We start from the raw sequence: 20,068 nt of genomic DNA on the forward strand, positions 1-20,068 counted from the left end.
AATTTAAAGTTGTATTTTAAGGGTAAAAGACAGGTTTGGCAACAGCATTAACAAGATGAGCATAAAAATAAGATGAACACAAAACAGACAGCAATAAAAAGCACTTTGATTTGACCAAAGTGCTTTTTGACGTTTAGATATTGGCAGAATCATTCATTTAATTTAATTATTTATAACCTGCTCGTTTCATTGTCATGATGGCTTTTTGTTGATTTTGACCTGCTACCGATACATTGATGACATCTTGTTTAAATCTGCCCCAATTAGCCACGGCAGGCGTTGGTGTTATCTGTGGATTGGCTGGGTATTCAAAGTTTCGGTCAGCATACAAACGCTGTGCTTCTTCGCTGGACATCCATTCAATGAATTTTTGGGCTTCGGCAGGGTTGTCTGAATGTTTTACCACGCCTGCACCTGAAACATTGACATGCGTGCCTTTGCCTGCTTGGTTGGCAAAAAATACTTTAACATTATTAGCAACATGAGGTTTGGAATTTAGCAAGCGTCCATAATAATAAGTATTGGCAATGCCCACATCACAACGACCTGAATCAATGGCTTCTAACAGTGCTGTATCATTTGCAAATGGTGCGGTTGCCAAATTTGCCACCCAGCCTTTGACCACTCTGTTGGTAGCAGCTTGTCCATGGTTTGCAATCATCGTTGCCACCAATGATTGGTTGTACACATTATTAGAGGTACGCAAGCATAATCTGTCTTTCCATTTTGGGTCTGCCAAATCGGCATAAGTTGAAAGTTCGCTTGGATTGACCTTATTTGGGTTATAAAAAATGGTACGAGCACGTACTGATAACCCAAACCAATGGTTTTTTGGGTCACGCAAATGCGATGGAATGTTGCTTTTTAATACAGAAGAATTGATGGGGCGTAAGACACCAGCTTGTGTTGCCTGCCAAAGATTACCACCATCAACCGTGATAAGCACATCAGCTTGGGTATTTTTGCCCTCAGCTTTTAGCCTTTCCATCAAAGGGCCTGCTTTATCGCTCACAACGGTCACCTGTGTGCCAGTTTTTTGTTGATAGGCTTCTGCGATGGGCTTTAATAGCTCGTCGGCACGTGCTGAATATACAACAATTTCATTGGCAAATGCTGGGGCGGTAATTGCCATCGCCAATGCGGTAATAACCAGTTTTTTCATCATAGATCCTTTTATAAGCAATGTTATGAAACAATAAATTAACACTAGTCTTGCTACTTAATCTGTCTTAAAACCACCGTGATTTATACAGAAAAAAGCACGCCAATTTGACATTTTAATCAACCTGCCAAATTTGTGCTATTATACAATACTTTCTAAATAGAAACAAGAAGAATTGTCATTCTCTATCAGTTTTGGTAAAATATGATACCGCCCTTTGATTTATCATAAATGCCCATGAATTCATCTTCCATTTTACCTCGCTTATGGCTTGGTCTGTGTGCCTTGTTGGTTTTGGTGCCATTATCCGTCATTGTCTTTGCACTTAACAGCTTTGATGCTGAAATTTGGCACTTTTTGCTGGATTATGAGTTGCCACTGTTGCTTAAAAATACCGCATTACTGGTACTGGGGGTGGGCATTGGGGTAACAGTACTTGGCACAACAACCGCTTGGCTGACTGCCATGACCGATTTTCCATTGAAACGCTTTTTTGGTTGGGCGATGATGTTGCCACTTGCCATGCCCGCTTATGTGCTTGCTTTTGTGCAGTTGGGTATTTTTGACTATACAGGTACCATTAGTACTTATTTAAGGCAAGCGTGGGGCTTTGAAAATGGTCTGCCAGATATTAGAAATGGCTTTGGCTTAACGGTGGTCATGAGCCTAACTTTGTATCCTTATGTTTATTTGTTGGCAAAAAATGCCTTTGGCAGCATGGGCAACCGAGCTCTTGAAGCGGGGGCATCATTGGGGCTGTCATCCGTGCAGTCATTTTTGAAGCTGGCATTGCCCATGGCAAGACCTTGGATTGCTGGCGGCAGCATATTAGCCTTGATGGAAGTATTGGCGGACTTTGGTGCGGTCAGCGTCTTTGGCTATGACACTTTTACAACGGCAATTTATCAAGCATGGTTTGGGTTTTATTCGCTTGATACCGCCAAACAGTTGGCAAGTTTATTAATTGGCCTTGTGTTTGTTTTTTTACTACTTGAACAGCTAAGCCGTGGTCGCCGCCGTTTTGAGACCACAGGTCGTGCCAATCATCACCGAAATATTGTCTTAACTGGCTATAAAAAATGGTTCGCCACTTTGTACTGTGGGCTGATTTTATGTTTGTCTTTTGTCATTCCAATCATTCAGCTGACTGCATGGGCGATGTCAAGTTGGCAACAAATTGTACTTAGTGAATTACTGATGCAAATTTGGCACTCTGTCAGCATCAGCCTAATGAGTGCTGTGGCGGTTGCTGTGGTTGCATTATTTATCGCCATTGCAGCTCGCTTGGATAAAAGTCGCTATGCTTTGATTGCTACCAAAATATCCACACTGGGCTATGCCATCCCTGGTACGGTATTGGCTGTTGGTGTCTTTGTGCCTGTTGCATGGCTTGATAATTGGCTCATTGCCAACATATCTGCATTTTCAGGCAGCGATGCAATTTTTAAGGGAACCATCTTTGCCATGCTCATCGCTTTATTGATTCGCTTTTTGGCTTTGGGTGTCCAATCGGTGGATGCTGGCATGAAACGCATTCGTAACACACACATAGAAGCAGCAGCTTCACTGGGAGCAACGCCTTTTGGTACGGTGTATCGTGTCTATTTGCCACTCATCAAAAGTGCCCTTGGCGTCAGCATGTTGATGGTCTTTGTGGACACCATGAAAGAGATGCCCATCACGCTCATGATGCGTCCGTTTAATTGGGATACATTGGCGGTGAGAATATTTGCCTTTACCAGTGAAGGCTTGTATGACAAGGCATCTTTTCCAGCACTTGCCATCATTTTAACTGGATTGATTCCTGTCATCTTATTTTCTAAAATGAATCAAAAATAATCACTCATCCATTTAACACTCTGAGAAAACCATGTTGCGTATTGACAATCTTTGTATCAGTTTTGACCACAAACCCATCTTAACTGACATCAGCCTTCATCTCAAATCAGGTCAAATCGCCTGCCTGCTGGGTGCCTCTGGCTGTGGTAAAACGACACTACTGCGGTGTATTGCTGGTTTTGAGACGCCAGATAGTGGTGAGATTTATATTCAAGACAAGCCACTGTATGCCAAAAATGTCCATCTCCCCGCCCATAAAAGACAAATTGGCATGGTATTTCAAGATTATGCTTTATTTCCACATTTGACCGTGGCGGATAATATTGCTTTTGGGCTCTCTGCCATGGACAAAACTGCCAAATCCGAGCGTGTGGCTGAAATGCTGGCACTCATTGGGATGAGTGAGTATGCCAATTACTATCCACATGAGCTGTCAGGGGGGCAGCAGCAACGGGTTGCACTGGTGCGTGCACTTGCCCCACGCCCGAGTTTGATTTTGCTTGATGAACCATTTTCAAATTTGGATGTTGAGCTTCGCACCAGCCTCTCCAAAGAAGTGCGTCGCCTGCTCATCTCCCAAAATGTCTCTGCCATTTTGGTAACGCACGACCAAGCAGAAGCCTTTGCAATGGCGGATGTGGTTGGGCTAATCACTCATGGCAGATTGCAACAATGGGGTACGCCAGATGCGTTATATCATCAGCCTGTCAATGAGTCGGTGGCGAGATTTATCGGTGAAGGGGTACTCATTGATGCCACAAAGGTAACAGAGTCAAATTTTGATACCTCATTTGGGTGTATCGCCGTTGGTTTGCCTTTGGGCAGTCAAAAAGCCTTGATTCGTCCCCATGATGTCAAGCCAAGCCAAGACCCTAATGCCATCGCTGTTACCGTGATTGATAGAGATTTTCGTGGCGGTTACTGGTTATATACCCTACAAACTCATGACGAACAAATACTGCTCATGCAAATCTCAATGGCAACAAGTCATCGCACCCATCATGTCGGTGATAAAATTGGCGTGATGATACATAGAGCGTTTGGTGTGTGATTTAAAGATTTGTTAAAGTACCTGCTAAGATATTTGGGTCAAAGTATTTGCTTTGTCATGTATTTGCTATGTCGCTCCAAATACCAGCCCAAAGACAATGCTGCCACCGCCAGCGAGATGACCAATGCCATCCAAAAACCATAGATGCCCATACCAACATAAAACGCCAACACAATCCCAGGCAGTAATCCACAGCCCCAAAAGGCAATGATATGAATAATCATGGGAGTTGTGGTTATCTTATAGCCACGCAGGGCATAGCTTGCCACGCATTGTATGGCATCAACAAGCTGAAAGGCGGCAGCATAGAGAATGATGGTGGTGGTGATGGCAATGACCGCCGTGTCTTTGGTGTAGAGTGTTGCCAGTTGTTCTCGTCCGATGACCAAAAAGGCGGCGGTCAAAAATGAGATGGCAGTCGCTCCTGATAACGCCACACCACTGCTATAACGGGCATGCTTAGGCTCACGCTGACCCATCGCCATGCCCACTCGTACCGTGCTGGCAATCCCTAGGCTTTGGGGTATCATAAAAATAAGTGATGTGATATTGATGGCGATTTGTTGGGCGGCGATATAATTTTCAGTATTACCATCTAATCTGGCAACCAAAAACATGATGCAGCTAAATAGACTCACTTCAATAAAAAAAGACAATCCGATGGGCATGCCAAGTTTGGTGATGTCGCCAAAGAGCTTGATGTCAGGCAGGCTAAATTTGTCCATCAAGCCAAATTCATGAAAATATCTGTCTTTGGTGATGTATATGCCAAGAATGATGGCGTTTAGCCAAAAGACGATGGCGGTTGCCAATCCGCAACCTGCACCGCCTAAGGCGGGCATGCCAAATTTGCCATAGACAAAGACGTAGTTTAGGGGGATGTTGGCAAAAAAGCACAGCCAACTGACAATCATGATAACTTTGGGTTTGTTAAGACTGGATGCATAAGCGTGCAAGGTGCGATGTATCATGGCGGCAGGCATGGCAAGCCCGATGAACCACAGATACTCTTTGGTAATGGCAAGGGTGTTAGTGCTTAGATGACCAAAATAATGCTCAAAGGGCAGTATCGCCGCCCAAATCAGCACCATGCCAATCACACCCATGAGTAGTCCATACCACAGCCCTTGTCGCCCCAGCTCGCCAATGTCGCCTGCCTTAGCATCGCCTTTATTGACCGCACCATACTGCTGGGCAATCAAAGGGTTTAGGGCGGTCATCACCCCAAGCAAGGTGATATAAATCGTCACAAACAGACTGTTGCCCAGTCCGACCGCAGACAAGTCTTCTTTGCTGACACTGCCTGCCATGACCGTATCCACAAAGCCTGTCCCAACTTGGGCGACTTGTGATAGGAGCATGGGTAGGGCGAGTGTGGCTAGGGCGATGAACTCTTTTTTATAATCAGAAAAGCTGTGGCGGTTTAGGTCAAGAAACATGGGTCATGCTGGGTAAAAATTTGGGAGTATTTTACCACAGTTGGGCGATGATATTGATTGTTTTATGCTTTTGGGTGCGAACAAGACCCATGCAACCCAATCCGCCAATCCCGCTCAAAGGTAGGGATGTTCTTTGAATGGGATTGGCATGCCATTAAGATGTATCAGGTGTTGGTGTGCGTTTGTTTATCAAAACACAAAGCGAACCCCAAGCGAACCACCCACGTCTGTATCACTGTCTTGGTGGGTGGCGTGAATCCCTGCATGAACGTTTGCCTTGCCAAGTTGCCCCTGTACGCCCAGATGAGCAGTGGTGGCGTGGGCTTTGTCGGTGCTGATGGTCGTGTTAAAGCCTTTGGTATATTCACGAATGGATGTCAGGGTGGCATTGATGGTGCGTTCATCATCGTTAAACTCATGAGCGTGAGCGATACCGCCTGTCAGAGTCAAAGCGGGGCTGACGGCATAATCCACGTCCACGCCAATCTCGCCTTGCAGGGACTTTTGTTCTTGTTCGCCAAAACGCATGGCGGTGGATAGGGTGGACTCACTCTCGGTCAAATCACGCACTTTGACTTTTTGGGCATGCACACCGATAAGCGGACGTACGGTGGCTTTGCCCATGTCTATGCCATAGCTGGCTTGTAGTCCTGCATGAAAACGTCTGGCGGTGGTGTCTGCCGTGTGCGAACGGCTCGCCCCTTCCCAGTCGATGTGGCGGTGCGTATCCACGCTTAGGCGGTCTATCCCTGCCACACCTTTTAGGCGAACATTGCCGATGTCATGGCGATGATATAGCCCCATGCCAATGGTTTTGACATCCGATGATAGGGTGCTATCCAGAGCATAATCTTGGTTTTGGTGAGTCAGATACGCCCCTGTGTGGCTTGATGAGCCTGCCACATCCAAGCCGATTTGGGTGGTGGGGTCGGTACGGTCGCTGGCATGGACGTTTGCCCAAAGGCTGTGCTGTGAGCCACTAAGCCTATCAAGCTGACGATAGACGTGACGGTCGTGAGCAGAGCCTGTCTTGATGAGTTCGCCTGAGAGTTCGCCCATATGAGTGGGTGCGTCCATGATGGAGCGGTAATACTGTGCCAAAATGCGGTGCGTGCGTCCTGATGGGTGGATTAGGTCAGCGAACATGTAGTTTTCGCCTGTCGCTCCTGCCATGAGTGAGTTTTTATCGCAAGCCAATGATGATGATGTTGGGTTGATGTTTGGCTTATTGTGGCATGCCACGCCATTGGCATTTTCAAAACCAAAAGCTTCTTTGTTTGCAACCGCTTCTTGAAGTAGGGCAAAGGTATTGGCAGGCACGACGTTGGCGGTAGTGCCATTTAGAGCATTAAATACGCCACTGTTATACATCTGAGTTAGAAGTTGCACCTGCCCTTTTTGGGCGGATAATGCAGGGTGATTTTGCACAAGGGGTGTGAGCGACAAATCAGGGATGTTTGGCACCAAGATGATTCTCGCCCCTGCTTGATTTAATGTTTCTATGTCAGTTGCGGTCGCTTGAACGGCATTGGCAACTTGTGAAGGGTTGGCATGCTCGATGGCATAGAACAAGTCATTCGCCCCAATCCATATCGCATACAGTGCATTGGGGTCGGTCTGACCGTTGGTATTTGCTAGGTAATGTTTGATTTGGTCGTTGGTGGTGGGAATGTTTACGCTGACTGTGCCACTTGTATCTGTCCATGTGGCGGTGCGTGCTGACTGAGAGCCACCCACGGTATAATTGGTGCCAGTGGGGTTATCGGGCGTGTTGGGGCTGGCGGTTTTGCCATAACTTTGGGCAAATAGACTTGTCCATACAGGGTCGGGATTGGTGGTAAAAGACGGCTGTAAGGCGTTGCCAAATGCACCATCTTGCTCGCTGACCAAGTCTTTTAGGCGACCTGTGTCGGACAGGCTGTCGCCAAAAAAGATGACTTGACTATAATCCTTGGCATGAGTGGTTTGCAGGCACATCCCAACCATTAGGGCAAGTGCTGAGTATTTGGTAAAATCGGATTTTTTCATTATTACTCCCTGAGTTGCTTTCAAAACAAAAACACTTGTAAAGTGTAACAAGATATAACAACAATTACAAGTGTTTTTAAAAAAATTTGCTGTCAAGGTAGAAAATGTCTAAATAATGCATCAAATGAAATCACATACACTCTACAAAATGAAAAAGTACCACGGTTTTTGTTTGTGGTGAGCTAAGAACCCGCTCACAATCTTTTCAACAACGCAATAAAAGCTAAATTCACAAACTGTAAGCTTGTATTTAAGTATCGCTCGAAGTTTTTCCAAAGCCTTCTATTTTGACCCATTTTTTTAAGACATTATCAAGAATGCTTTTACCATTGTCATCAAGTTCACGCCATTTTTGATGGTAGCAATGAACGGTTCGCCATTGTATAGGTCTATTGTCCTAGGCTTGGTCTTTTTTCTGGCACTTTGTAGCAATGGACGTATGTGTTTAAATTGTTCTTGTGTGATGTCACCTAGATAGGCTTTTCTCATGGTGAATGATTTGGTTGGTGATTTGGTTTATTGGGGCGTATTTTTTGATTGTGAATGGGTTCTAAGCCTAAGCTATGACTATGCAGGCAGTGAGCACACAGACAGCAGTCAAGTGAAACTTGGGCTTGTGAGTCGGTTTTAGGTATTGCCGTCATGATGTATGTCATGGCGGTATCGCTTGGTTATGCAATTTACAACCAAAAACCTTGTTAATCTTATATTAACAAGGTTTTAAAATCATGATATGCCCTTATAAAATGAATCTTGACACCAATTAATTTGACATACCGATGAACAGTACAAACGCACAAGTCGCCACTTTGTTGGAACGCTTGCACCAACCCCCCAAAAATAACGCATTTTATGAGCTGATAAAGACCATTAACTTTGATTATGGTGAAAATAGCATTGAGCAGATGGCTTATTTTTTGGATGAATTGGCAAAAAAATATGATTTGGATGCACTATTTACCAAAAAAACCTTTCGCCCACTTTGCTTGACATTTGCCGCATATTTGGGGGAATATTTGGCAAGATACACCCACGAGCCGATTCTTTGGCTTACTTATGATGAAGCACAGCAAGCCATTCGGGATAAAAATCAGTCCCATGGCACGGATTTTGCCTTGAAGAAGGTCTTTGAAAATTCATTGATTGCCCAAATCGGAGAGCATATCTTTTGTCAGCCACTGCTTGCCATCAAAGATCATTTGACGCATCAAAATCGTTTGGATGTTTTTGTCAAATCGATGACGGGGGCGATTTTTAAAAGCCAAGAGGTCAGTATTCACTTAGAACCGAACCGAGTGGCTTATTTATATTTGGCAAAACTAAAAAATCAAAAGCTCATCGATGATACATTTGCTTTTTTTGATGACATTAAGCACATCGATTTTGATTATTCTTTTGAAAGCATTGTTCGCTTGGATGGTGCTTTATCAACCATCAAAAAAACCCATCAACTAAATCAAGCAGTCTATCAACAATACGCAGAAAATCACGGATTTGAGAAATTGCTGTATTTGCTTAATTTCTACGTTGGTGCAACCTTTGCCAAACTTTTTAAAAGCACTTTGTCATGGCTTAACTACCAGCAACTCACCGAGCAGTCGCCATCAAAACTACCAAAGCGTATCGAATATCAATTTATTGCCAACTTTAATGACGACCATCATGCCATCATGATGACGATTAATACGATGTTGTTTGACTTGGATTCGGATTGTCCCAACAGTCTTGTGGCGTTTTATGAGCTGATAAAACCAACATCGAAAGTTGTGATTACCGAGCAAAGACAAAATAGCCATCATGAACTCATTCAAAAACTGCCAAAACCTTGGCAGTCTGCCTTTAAGGTGGCAGGTGCCATGCTGGCGAAGGGGTTGGTGAGTATTTATGAGAGCAAGCCTGTGGTGCCGTCCTGCTTTAAATACGAACTTCAATCCAAGCAAAGCAAGTTTGTAGATATCGATGATGATAACCCTTTGATAAAGTTAAATGAGTTGTTGCAAAATAACCCTGACAACTCGCCATGCATGGTCGGTGCTTGTGACGTGCTGGTATCAACAGACATGGGCAAGACAGACGCTTTGATGATTCATATCAAGTTGTATCATAAGCCTGTACTGGATTTGAAGTTGGTTATGCCTTATCGGACAAGGCGACATATTGGTGGTTTTTGCTTTTTTCCCATCAGCTTTTATGAGTTTGACTTACCAGAGGTGCTAAAAACTCAACCACATTTGGTGACCACCATCGCACTTTTGATTTATGAATCCTTAGAATTTGAATTAAATCAAAACATGGCTCATTTGTATGCATCTGGCTTTGTCAATGAAAACAATTTCTTTGCCAGCATACAAGAGGAGCAGTCGTTGGTTGTGTTGGCGGATAAAGTAGAGTTGTCGTTACTGCCTTTATACACCCCTGAGGAGATGGCAAAAAGGGAAGAAGAAAAGAGCTACATTGGTGCCTTTGATGTCATCAACAGATTGGCACCAAACCAAAGAGAATATCTGCAAGTCATCGCCCCAGATTGGTTGTTAAAGGACGTGCTTGGCAGTCAGCTTGCACACATGCCAACCTTGTATCGACGAGGTAGGATAGTGTGGGCATCCTTGATATGGGCGAATCATCAGATTTTTAGCCAAGGAGAAGAAAGTTGTGCCGGAGAGGTGATTTTTGACCCTAGGGGGCGGACATCGCTTGATGAGTTGCGTGCTTATGGCGAGATGTTATATGCTCTAAAAGGTTCCACGCCCAAAGAGCCTGACCAGTTGGTTTATGCCCGTCATCTGACACAGGAGAATTCTCGGGTGTTTGGCATGCCTTATCCAAAGAGCTTGGGTAATGTTGAGCTGTCGGTGAGTAGCGTATGGTTTTATAGACGACATCTACCAAATGGCATGCTGTCGGACACAGTATTTCCCATCATTATCAGTGAAGATACAAAGGGGCGAGTCATGGTGTTGCCATCAAGACTGTGGGAGGGTAAATTTTATCAGGCGTGGCTACAACGTGCCAAAAATAAGTTTGGGGAGACTCATGATTTGTTGCCCCAAATCGAAGAGCAGGAGCGGTATAGCTCTTACATACTAGGTCAGGGCAGAGAGGCACATATTTTCCCAAAATACCATGAAATTTTTGATGAATAAAAGGATGAGATGACAAAATGGCAAACCAAGTTGCCGTTTTTGTTATTTTTGGATGGGATTGTATCTTTTGTGCTTATTAAATGAGTGGTCAAACAAGCGAAACAGTGCCAATATCAGCCATGAGATGAGCAGATAGATGATACCTGCGGCAAAATAAATCTCTAAGGTCATGTACGTCTTGGCAATGATGATTTTGGAGGTGTACATCAAATCCACCACCGTAATGGTGCTTGCCAGTGCTGAGCCTTTGAGCATAAAAATCACTTCATTGCTGTATGCAGGTATCATAATCCCAAAGGCACGGGGCAGGGTAATGCGGGTAAACTTCTGTATGGGCGACATGCCCAAAGCGTCCGCTGCTTCTAGCTCGCCACGGGGAACTGCCTGTATCGCCCCACGCACAATCTCAGCGACATAAGCGGCGGTGTTTAGCGTAAAGGCGATGATGGCACACCAGTAGGCTTGACTAAGCACGGGCTTCCACAGCATGCTCTCTTGAATGGCTTTAAACTGCCCGAGACCATAATAAATCAGAAAAATCTGCACCAGCAGGGGCGTGCCACGAAAAAAGAAAATGTATAAAAAAGGAAAAACCTGCACCAAAGGGTTTTTGGAGAGTCTAAGCAGTGCCAAAACCACCCCAAAAATCAGCCCGATGATACTGGATAATGCCACAAGCTCCAAGGTGGTGATGGATGCTTTTAGAAGTTCGGGAAAATGCGTGATAATCGCTTGCCAGTTCCAGCTCATGCCTTTGCCCCCGTTGTTTTTTGTTTAAGCAGTTTTTTGGCGTAACGTTTGGCAGGATTGGCTCGCCATTCGCCAAAGCTGATGCAGGCAGTAACGACCGCTGTTAGGCACAGATAAACGAGAGCTGCCACAAGATAAAAGGTAAAAGGTTCTTGGGTGGACTGAGCGGCACGAGATGAATAATAAATCAAATCTTTAAGTCCGATGAGTGAGATAAGGGCGGTGTCTTTTAGTAGCACCAAAAATAAGTTACCCAAACCGGGTAAGGCAACGACCCACATCTGTGGCAGGATAATGCGAAAAAAGGTCTGGGCAGGTCTCATGCCCAGTGATTGGGCAGCTTCCCACTGTCCTTTGGGAATCTCTTGGATTGCCATGCGAAACACTTCGGTGGCGTACGCCCCAAACATGACCGATAGGGCGACCACACCCGGCCAAAAACTGCCAATATCAATACGTCCACGATAACCAAAGACTTCTTTGGCAAAAAACGACACGATGATGTCACCACCAAAATAGATGGCAAAGACTACTAAGAGTTCGGGAATGCCACGCACTACCGTTGTGTAGATGTTGGCAAGGCTTTTAAATAGCCAGATATTAGAGAGCTTGGCAGTTGCCCCCAATAGCCCGAAAATCAATCCAAAAATCAGGCTCGTTACGCCCAATTTGATGGTCAAAATCGTGCCTTGCCAAAGTAAATCGGTGTATCCGTGGAGTTCTAACATGGTGTGGCGGTCTTTGTGGTTATTGTATTGATGGCTGTTCAATAAAAATAGACAAGGCTTGCTTGTCTATTTTAAGTATTGCTTTGTTAAGGGGTAACCTTATCAAATGGGTAAAATAGAACAAAACGCTTATTTTACCAATTTTTCAAAAATTTTGCTTAACTATTTTTAGTACTCTCACTCACCGCGGTATTTTGTGTCTCGCTTGTATCCGCAGGCTCGCTTACAGGCTCGGCATCGCCAGCAGGGGCAGGCGTGTCAGCAGAAGTGGGAGCATTGTCAGGAACACTGGCAGACCCTGTGGTGGCAAAGTATTTTGCTACCAGCTCATCATATTTGCCACTGGCTTTTAGATTTGCCAAAGCAGTGTTAAACTCGCCTTTTAGGGCATCATCTTTACGCACGGCAATACCCACTTTATCATCAATATCAATCGGCTCGCCTTTAATCTCAAAGTTCGCCCCTGCATCGGTTTTTAGCCAATCAGACGCTGGCACGAAGTCGGCAAGCATATAATCAATACGTCCTGCACTTAGGTCAAGGTGTACATTGTCCTGCTTATCATAAGCCTTGACAGTAGCATTAGGCTGATGTTTGGCAAGATATTCGCCCGAGACAGTGGCTTGCTGTACGCCCACAGTTTTGCCCGCTAAGTCGTTAATGGTGATGCTGTCGCCTTTTTTGCCGACTAGGATAAGCGTGTTATCAAAATAGGCATCAGAGAAATCCACCACTTCTAGGCGTTCTGGCGTGATAGACATGCCTGCCATGATGGCGTCCGATTTGTTCGCTTGTAGGCTTGGGATTAGGCTGTCCCAATCCTGTGCCACGATGTCGCAGTCGGCTTTCATCTCGGTGCATAGGGCATTGGCAAGGTCAATCTCAAAACCGACCAGATTGCCGGTGGTGTCCAAATAACTAAATGGCTTAAAGCTTGACTCGGTGGCAATCAGCACTTTTTTGCCGTCATGGGTGCCAGCATTGGCGGTGTCTGCGGTGGTATTGGCAGGTTTGTCGCCCCCACAGGCAGTTAGGGCAAGGGCGGTTAGGGCGATAGCTAAGTATTTGATTTTCATGATAAAACCTTTTGGTTGGTGGGTGGTTTTAAATTATTCGCTTTTTGCAGGTTCGGTAGTAGCAGACTCTTGGACTTGGGCGGTGTTGTCAGTCTCGGCAACTACTGGCTCGGCAGTCTCGCTTGGCGTGGGCGTGGCAGTATCGCCAAAGTGCTGTTTTTCTAGCTCGGCAAGGGTGCCATTGGCTTTTAGGGTGGCGAGTGCTTTATCAAAGTCAGCTTTTAGGGTGTCGCCTTTACGCACGGCAATGCCTAGATTGTCGTTGTTGTCAATCTCATCGCCGACCAGTCCAAAGCCGTCATTGCCTTGTTTTAGCCAGTCCATTGCCGAGACTTTCTCTGCCATGACTGCATGGTTTCGCCCTGCTTTTAGGTCAAGATAAGAGTTGGTGTAGGTGTCATATAGTTGAACACGGTTGCCGTCTTTGCCGTCATATCGCTCGGTGATGTAGTCCGCCCCTGTGGTGGAACGCTGACTGCCTAGCACCAGATTTTTGATGTTGCTCGGGTCAAATGAGCCGTCCGTTTTGGAGAGCCACACGATAGTGTTACTAAAATACGGCTCGGAGAAATCTACCTGTGCTTGGCGTTCGGGCGTGATAGACATACCAGCGATGACCGCATCGTATTTGTTGGTCAAAAGACCCGGTAATAAGCCGTCCCAGTCCTGTGCCACGACATCACAGTTTGCCTGAATCTCAGCACAGACGGCATTGATGACGTCCACGTCAAAACCGACAATTTTGCCGTCAGCGTTTAGGTTGTTAAAGGGTGGGTAGTTGGCTTCGGTGGCGATGATTAGACTTCTGCCTTCGCCTGCTTGTGGGGCGGTGGTGTCTGCCTTTGGTGTATCGGCAGGTTTGTCGCCCCCACAGGCAACTAGGGTGCTGGCTGTGAGCAGGCTTAGGGAGAATTTGGTCAATGCGTTCATAACAATCCTTATGTTAGGTTGGGGTTAAATACTCATGGGTGGCGTTACTGATGAGACGCCATAAATTCTTTGACACGCTCGGATTTGGGGTTTTCAAACACTTCGGTTGGCGTGCCCATTTCTTCGATACGTCCTTGATGTAAAAAGACGACTTTGGTTGAGACTTCTTTGGCAAATCGCATCTCATGGGTAACGATAAGCATGGTACGCCCTTCACTGGCAAGCTCACGCATGACCGCCAGCACTTCGTTCACGAGCTCTGGGTCTAGGGCGGACGTGGGTTCATCAAACAGCAGAACTTTGGGTTTCATGGCAAGCGAGCGGGCGATTGCCACACGCTGACGCTGACCGCCCGATAGGTTGTCAGGGTAGGCGTCTTTTTTGTCCAATAACCCCACTTTGGCAAGCAGGCGTTCGCCTTCGGCAATGGCATCTGCCTTAGTTACGCCCAGCACATGAATGGGGGCTTCGGTGATGTTTTCTAAAATGGTCTTGTGTGGCCATAGGTTAAATGACTGAAACACAAAGCCAATCTCGGAGCGAAGTTTTTCAAGTTGTTTGGGGTTTTTGGCGACCAATTCGCCTTTTTTGGGGGTGAGTTGTAGCTCTTCATTGCCCACAAAAATCTTGCCAGCACTGGGCTTTTCTAATAAATTAATACAGCGAAGTAGGGTAGATTTGCCCGAACCTGATGACCCTAAGATACTGATGACATCGCCGTCATAAGCGGTCAAAGAGACGCCTTTTAAGACTTCAAGCGAGCCATAATTTTTGTGAATGTCTTGTAAATCAAGGGCAATGGGGCGGTCAGTCATGAATTTCTCGGTTGTTTTTTAAAATCAAAAGTTAATCGTATATTTTGAACAAATCTGATAAAAAAGGCAAATCATTTTTACCAAAATCGGCAAAATTTTAGGGTGTGTTGAATATTGGTATTTGCTATGAAAAATAGGGGAAATCGCCCGTTTTTCAAGGAAAAAACGCAGGCTGATAGTTATTCTATCAGACAAGTTTCAGACAAGTTTTTGACGAAGAAAAACAAGATTTAGCCATTTTTCATGCAAAAATTGATAAAAGCATTAAATTATACCACATTTTATAAAAATGTTATCAATGTTCAACACGCCCTAATTTTTTCATCAATTTGTTAAAATTGTCAAAATTATTGGGGTAAAAAGGGTAAAATGAGACAAATTTGTTTTAAAAATGAGCGAATTTGACAGATTTTTTACCAAGTCGGTCATTTTTGGCGGTTTATCAATTACTGACAATCGCCAAAAATATGCTATAATTAGCCATTTATTGTCCTACTCTCAATTTTAATCATTACAATTTTACTGCCATTGATATTGTTACGGTGAGCCATGCCAAACGCCCAAAAAGCCAATTCTCCAACCGCCAAAAATGCAGGATTTTTTAATCGTCTGTGGCAGGGTTTTTTGACGACCGTTGGCACGGAGCGATTTTTTAAGATTTTCTCGCCGTGGGTCAAGTGGCTTGCCCTAATTGCCTTTGTGCTCATAAGCATTGGCACGGTGTGGGGACTCATGTTCGCTCCGCCTGATTATTTGCAGGGTAATAGTTATCGCATTATTTTTATCCATGTGCCAACCGCCAGCCTTGCCATGAGTATTTATTTTGCCATGAGTGTGCTAGGGGTCATTTTTTTGGTGTGGAAAATCAAAACCGCCAACATTGTCGCCCAAGCGATCGCCCCGATTGGCTTTATCTGCTGTGTGCTAAGTCTCTTGACAGGCTCGATTTGGGCGAAACCAACATGGGGGACGTACTGGGTGTGGGACGCACGTTTGACCAGCATGCTGATTTTGGCGTTTTTGTATGCAGGGGTCATGGCACTGTTTAGTGCTTTTGAACATAGCCAAAATCGGGGCAAGGCAGCGGCGATTTTGTCCATTGTTGGGGCGGTCAATCTGCCGATTATCAAATACTCGGTAGAATGGTGGAATACCCTACACCAAGGGGCGACGTTTACCGTAACCAACGCCCCAAAAATGCCAGCGTCCATGTGGGTGCCACTGCTTATCATGATGCTTGGTATGTATTTTATGGTGGCGGGTCTCGCCATTTATCGCACCAATTCCTTGATTTTACAACGTGAACATAACAAAGCATGGGTAGCCAACTACCTAAATGCCAAAAAATAGCCAGCTCAAAAGGGGCAAGCAATGACACCGTATTTTCAAAATTTAGCAGACTTTATCCACATGAATGGTCATGGGGCTTATGTGTGGACGTGTTATGCCTTAGTGTTTGGGGCGATAGTGCTTATGATTTGGTATGCCAAAAGCGAACGCACCAAGACCATTGCCAAACTGTCCACACAGACCAAAAAACTCACCAACAAACAACGCCAAGCACTGGCAAAGGGTTAAATTATGAATAACGCACGCCAAAAAAAGCTCATGTGGGTCATCGCCATGCTGGTGGGTGTGGCGGTGGCAGTCGGACTGATTTTGTACGCCATTCGTCAGCAGACCGATTATTATTTTGATCCGACCGCCATTACTGCCGGCAAAGCCCCCGAAAACAAGCGTATCCGTGCAGGGGGCATGGTGGTGGCAGGCTCGGTTAAGCGAGACCCCAATGACCCGTTAAATATCCAGTTTGAAGTAACTGATTATAAAGCAGTCGTGCCGATGACATATCGGGGTGTATTGCCGGATTTGTTTGCCGAAAATTCAGGGGTGGTGGCAACCGGTGAGTTACAAGGTGGGACGTTTGTCGCCAGTGAAGTGCTTGCCAAGCATGATGAGAACTATATGCCCCCCGAAGTCGCCAAATCGCTAAAAGCCGAACACGCCGAACGGGGAACGGACGTGAATAACGGGCAATTTATCCCTGCCACAAGCATGGCGGAGATTGACCAAAGACAAGCCGAGCAAAGCCAAAATCAAGCCCAAGCCCAAGCCCAAAGCGACAGCCAAAATCCAAGCCCAACCCAAAATGAGAGCGATACACAGCAGTAGCGTATAAAAGCCGTTTTATTTTAAAAGTAAAAGAGTGTCTATCATGGACACTCTTTTTTTGTTAAATGATGATTATTTTGTCATGTTATAATATTTCAATTTATAATAGTTATGTTATAATGTTTCTATTTTAATTGTGATGTAAACAGGAGTAAGATTGTGTTAAAACAATCCAGTCATCATTTAACTAATCATCATTTAACTAATCATCAGACACCCAAACGCCCAAGCAAGACCCCCTTATGCCTTGCGGTGGCGGTCGCCCTTAGTGCTCAGCTTGCTTATGCTGATGAGACCCAGAGCGATGAGCCAACGGTGGTGCTTGCTGATGAGACCATTTATATTGAACGTCCGTCTATCGGCACGCAGATGACGGTGGGGCGTGATAAGCTCAAACATCGCTCGGCAACGCTGGGTAACGCCCTAGCAGGCGAGCTGGGTATTCACTCTAACCCCTTTGGCGGTGGGGCGAGTAAGCCTATCATTCGTGGACAGGACGGGGTGCGAGTGAAGATTTTACAAAACGGCACGGACGTTATTGATATGTCTGCTCTATCGCCTGACCATGTGGTCGCCGCCGACACCCTGCTAGCGAGCCGTGTGGAGCTGGTGCGTGGGGCAGGCACGCTCCTGTATGGCACAGCGTCGCAGGCAGGCGTGGTGAATGTCGTTGACGAGCGGATTCCTAGCCGTATGCCACAGGGTAACATCAAGGACAACATCGAAGGCGAGACGTTGTTACGCTATAACACAGGCAGTAATGAGAGAGTTGCCACAGCCAGTCTTAACATGGGCGTGGGGCAAAACGTGGCGGTGCGAGTCGAAGGGCTGACTCGCCGTGCCGATGATTATGATGTTCCAGAATTTCAGTCTGATGTCATGCTAGACTATCTGCCTGATAGCCATAACAAATCGACCGTTGGCACGGTGGGCGTGTCCTATATCGGCGATAAGGGTCATATTGGCGTGTCATACAGTCGCCGTCAGGATAAATATGGGATACCGGGGCATAATCATCATTATGACAGTTGCACTGCCCACTTTGTTAGTGCTATTGACAACCCCGAGCGGGCGGTGGCAGGGCGTTATTATTTGAATGCCTATCCGCATCTGATGGATGATGACGATATTGTTAATACGCCACATTTTGATAGCTGTAAAGTGGCAAGCAATGGCGAAGAGCATGGGCATAGCCATGATAATCCCTTTGGCTTTGACCACGACCACAACCACTCAGGTCCGTGGGTGGACATGAAAACTGACCGCTATGATTTGCGTGGTGAGCTAAATAACCCTGTGCGTGGCATGGATAAGGTGCGATTGTCGCTGACTTATGCCGATTATTTTCATGATGAAAAAGACCCTGGCAATCCCACTCGCACCACAGGCATTGAGGCAAATACAGATGATGAAATCAGAGAAAAAGCAATAGCTGATCGTGGACACCCATCAGCGATTTTTACCAATAAAGGTTTTAACTCACGCTTAGAAGGCTATCATTCGCCTGTATCTTTATTTGGCGGTACATTAAAGGGCATGGCAGGCGTGCAATACCAAACCCAAAAGGCAAGTGCTACCGTTCCTTACCTGCCTAGCTATGGTGATACATCAAAGGCAGACCCACGCTATTTGCTTGTGCCGCACACCAATAAGAATTTTAGCGTATTCGCCTTAGAGAGTTTTAATAAAGGCAATCTCACCCTAGAAGGGGCGGTGCGGTATGAACGCCAAAAAACACCCGTTCATTACGACCATGAACTGTTGGCAGAGAAATTGCAAAGGCATATAGCAAACTCATCTGCCACCAACAATAAAGAACCCCAACACCCAGACCTGTCGCCCTATACCCAAAGTGCGGTGTCTTATGCAGGTACGGCAAGTTGGGAGTTCGCCCCCAATTACCGTCTGTCTGCGACTTATTCGCATAATGAACGCTTGCCTGCCCCGATGGAGCTGTATTTTAGTGGCAAACATTTGGCGACCAACTCATTTGAGTACGGCAACAAAGACCTAACCAAAGAAAAATCGGACAACTACGAGTTAGCTCTTAGCCATACGGGTGATAAGGTCAGCTATAAGGGCAGTGCTTATTATAGTGATTTTGATAATTATATTTTTAATGAAAATGTCGCCAAAGCGGGCAATCTCTATATCCGCCGTTACAACCAAACCACCGCCAAATTCTACGGATTAGAAGGCGAGATGACTTTCCATGTCAACCCTAACCATGATATCACATTGTTTGGTGATATGGTGCGTGGTAAGATTGGTAGTCTAGCTCCTGTCAAGGGTAAATTATTACATTCGGGTAGAAAATGGGTGTATTTTGATGATGATATCAAAGAAATGCAAGTTACAGAAGATGGCTTCTATGATGAAGATGGCACAAGCAGTCTAACTTGTGCAGATAAAACACCCGAAGAGTGGGGTCAAATTGATCCTGACAATGAATGTAGTCGTACCATTAATGTCTATAAAAACGGTACGACCACGCCAAGTGAAGAAGATTATGACTGGCTAGAACGCCCTGCGACCAACGCCCCACGGGTGCCACCCATGCGGCTAGGTGTGCGTTGGCAAGGCTATTTTGGTGATAAATGGTCTGCCAATGCTGAATATAGCCATGTCTTTGAGCAGGATAAGATTTCAACATCAACCATCGCTATCAAACCAGATTATGGGAAAATGTCCTATAATAACTCTGAAAACCCACTTACCATGCAGGCACGCACCATTACTGAGAATGTTACTAAGGGTTATAACCTGCTCAATCTCGGCTTAGACTATCACAACCACTGGGGCAACCTAGACTACACCCTATCTTTGCGAGCTAATAACGTGCTTGATGAGAAGGTGTATATCCATAACTCATTTTTGCCCTTTGTGCCACAAATGGGACGTAATTTTAGCCTAAGTGCTACCGTTAAGTTCTAGC

General features: G+C 45.5%; 15 protein-coding genes and 2 pseudogenes. 8 read left to right on the forward strand and 9 right to left on the reverse strand.

What is annotated here, in order from left to right:
- Nucleotides 1–166: 166 nt before the first annotated feature.
- Nucleotides 167–1,162 carry a Fe(3+) ABC transporter substrate-binding protein gene (locus AAHK14_RS07620; RefSeq protein ID WP_083101857.1) on the reverse strand — a complete coding sequence of 332 codons (996 nt, stop codon included), beginning with the start codon at nt 1,160–1,162 and terminating at the stop codon, nt 167–169.
- Between the two features lie 231 nt (nt 1,163–1,393).
- Here AAHK14_RS07620 and AAHK14_RS07625 point away from each other — a divergent pair, with 231 nt between their 5' ends.
- Together AAHK14_RS07625 and AAHK14_RS07630 are read left to right on the forward strand one after the other, a co-directional pair.
- The gene (locus AAHK14_RS07625; RefSeq protein ID WP_065255690.1) at nt 1,394–3,001 is read left to right on the forward strand and encodes an iron ABC transporter permease; all 1,608 of its coding nucleotides are present in this window, start codon (nt 1,394–1,396) and stop codon (nt 2,999–3,001) included.
- 31 nt (nt 3,002–3,032) lie between these two features.
- Complete coding sequence (locus AAHK14_RS07630) at nt 3,033–4,052, forward strand: ABC transporter ATP-binding protein (RefSeq protein WP_065255691.1); 1,020 nt, start codon at nt 3,033–3,035, stop codon at nt 4,050–4,052.
- 38 nt (nt 4,053–4,090) lie between these two features.
- Here AAHK14_RS07630 and AAHK14_RS07635 read toward each other — a convergent pair whose 3' ends face one another.
- The 3 genes and pseudogenes from AAHK14_RS07635 to AAHK14_RS07645 all read right to left on the reverse strand — a co-directional run.
- A complete protein-coding gene (locus tag AAHK14_RS07635) occupies nt 4,091–5,491 on the reverse strand; it encodes an MATE family efflux transporter (protein ID WP_065255692.1) in 1,401 nt (466 codons plus the stop codon).
- 189 nt (nt 5,492–5,680) lie between these two features.
- On the reverse strand, nt 5,681–7,519 hold the full coding sequence (locus AAHK14_RS07640) for an autotransporter domain-containing protein (protein ID WP_194092631.1): 1,839 nt from the start codon (nt 7,517–7,519) through the stop codon (nt 5,681–5,683).
- 286 nt (nt 7,520–7,805) lie between these two features.
- A pseudogene (locus AAHK14_RS07645) lies at nt 7,806–8,008 on the reverse strand (IS5/IS1182 family transposase); the annotation flags it as partial.
- Here AAHK14_RS07645 and AAHK14_RS07650 point away from each other — a divergent pair.
- On the forward strand, nt 8,007–8,150 hold the full coding sequence (locus tag AAHK14_RS07650; protein ID WP_156065059.1) for a hypothetical protein: 144 nt from the start codon (nt 8,007–8,009) through the stop codon (nt 8,148–8,150). The pseudogene AAHK14_RS07645 and the gene AAHK14_RS07650 sit on opposite strands and share 2 nt — an antisense overlap.
- A 148-nt stretch (nt 8,151–8,298) precedes the next feature.
- The gene (locus tag AAHK14_RS07655; RefSeq protein WP_083108109.1) at nt 8,299–10,662 is read left to right on the forward strand and encodes a hypothetical protein; all 2,364 of its coding nucleotides are present in this window, start codon (nt 8,299–8,301) and stop codon (nt 10,660–10,662) included.
- 42 nt (nt 10,663–10,704) lie between these two features.
- On the opposite strand, the gene AAHK14_RS07660 is transcribed toward AAHK14_RS07655, so the two are convergent.
- From AAHK14_RS07660 to AAHK14_RS07680, 5 genes are all read right to left on the reverse strand, one after another.
- Complete coding sequence (locus AAHK14_RS07660; RefSeq protein ID WP_065255694.1) at nt 10,705–11,412, reverse strand: ABC transporter permease; 708 nt, start codon at nt 11,410–11,412, stop codon at nt 10,705–10,707.
- A complete protein-coding gene (locus AAHK14_RS07665) occupies nt 11,409–12,140 on the reverse strand; it encodes an ABC transporter permease subunit (RefSeq protein WP_065255695.1) in 732 nt (243 codons plus the stop codon). Before AAHK14_RS07665 ends, AAHK14_RS07660 begins: the two co-directional genes overlap by 4 nt.
- A gap of 158 nt (nt 12,141–12,298) precedes the next feature.
- Nucleotides 12,299–13,216, reverse strand: coding sequence for a transporter substrate-binding domain-containing protein (locus AAHK14_RS07670; RefSeq protein ID WP_083108107.1), 918 nt, complete (start codon nt 13,214–13,216; stop codon nt 12,299–12,301).
- A gap of 33 nt (nt 13,217–13,249) precedes the next feature.
- A complete protein-coding gene (locus AAHK14_RS07675) occupies nt 13,250–14,146 on the reverse strand; it encodes a transporter substrate-binding domain-containing protein (RefSeq protein ID WP_083108105.1) in 897 nt (298 codons plus the stop codon).
- 44 nt (nt 14,147–14,190) lie between these two features.
- On the reverse strand, nt 14,191–14,961 hold the full coding sequence (locus tag AAHK14_RS07680; RefSeq protein WP_062499625.1) for an ATP-binding cassette domain-containing protein: 771 nt from the start codon (nt 14,959–14,961) through the stop codon (nt 14,191–14,193).
- Nucleotides 14,962–15,510: 549 nt separating this feature from the next.
- Here AAHK14_RS07680 and AAHK14_RS07685 point away from each other — a divergent pair.
- From AAHK14_RS07685 to AAHK14_RS07700, 4 genes and pseudogenes are all read left to right on the forward strand, one after another.
- Nucleotides 15,511–16,311, forward strand: a complete 801-nt coding sequence (locus tag AAHK14_RS07685) for a heme ABC transporter permease (protein WP_065255696.1) — start codon at nt 15,511–15,513, stop codon at nt 16,309–16,311.
- A gap of 21 nt (nt 16,312–16,332) precedes the next feature.
- Complete coding sequence (ccmD, locus tag AAHK14_RS07690) at nt 16,333–16,539, forward strand: heme exporter protein CcmD (protein ID WP_065255697.1); 207 nt, start codon at nt 16,333–16,335, stop codon at nt 16,537–16,539.
- 3 nt (nt 16,540–16,542) lie between these two features.
- A pseudogene (ccmE, locus tag AAHK14_RS07695) lies at nt 16,543–16,977 on the forward strand (cytochrome c maturation protein CcmE); the annotation flags it as partial.
- Nucleotides 16,978–17,292: 315 nt separating this feature from the next.
- Complete coding sequence (locus AAHK14_RS07700) at nt 17,293–20,067, forward strand: TonB-dependent receptor (RefSeq protein WP_083108101.1); 2,775 nt, start codon at nt 17,293–17,295, stop codon at nt 20,065–20,067.
- Nucleotide 20,068 lies beyond the last annotated feature (1 nt).

Origin of the sequence: Moraxella sp. K1664 (assembly GCF_039693965.1) — a bacterium.
In the GTDB taxonomy this organism is placed as follows: domain Bacteria; phylum Pseudomonadota; class Gammaproteobacteria; order Pseudomonadales; family Moraxellaceae; genus Moraxella.